Source organism: Flavobacterium sp. ABG (assembly GCF_001027725.1).
Lineage (GTDB): Bacteria > Bacteroidota > Bacteroidia > Flavobacteriales > Flavobacteriaceae > Flavobacterium > Flavobacterium cupriresistens.
Window position 1 is genome coordinate 1 of record NZ_LEKS01000059.1, and the last position, 524, is coordinate 524.

At 30.3% G+C, this 524-nt stretch carries 1 protein-coding gene; it reads right to left on the minus strand.

Annotation, left to right across the window (positions count from 1 at the left end; genetic code table 11):
- Positions 1 to 524, minus strand: a 524-nt coding sequence (locus tag AB674_RS21640; protein WP_047779368.1) for a glycogen/starch synthase, incomplete at both ends; no start/stop codon positions are given.

Here is a 524-nt window from a genome sequence, read left to right on the forward strand (position 1 = left end):
AAGTATTGTAGTTGCCTTTATAATCATCCAATAAGCTGTTCAGTTGATTTTCAATTGTTGGATTTCCCGAACCTAAAATTAAAATATTAATTGCTGCATAATTTTCAGATAATGCAAGTGCTGAAGCATGAGGTAATAAATCCCCTCCTTTTTCTTCTAATAATCTTCCAATAAAACTAAAAAGCGGTTTTGTTGGATCTAAATTAAAGAGGCTACATAATTTTTCTTTATTTTCCTGCTTCCCTTTTTCAAAATTTTTAATCGAATAGTTTTTTTCAAGCATCGCATCTTTTGCAGGATCCCAAACTTCAATATCAATTCCGTTCAAAATTCCTCTGGATTTATAACGTACCAAATTAAACAAGGATTCTAAACCATTAGCTGAATAATTTATTTCATTCAGATAATTTGGAGAAACTGTGGTTACTGCCCAAGCACATTTAATTCCTACTGCTAGCGAATTGATACAATTATCCCATTCTAAAACTTTAACATGACTCAAATCAAATTCAGGAATATAATAT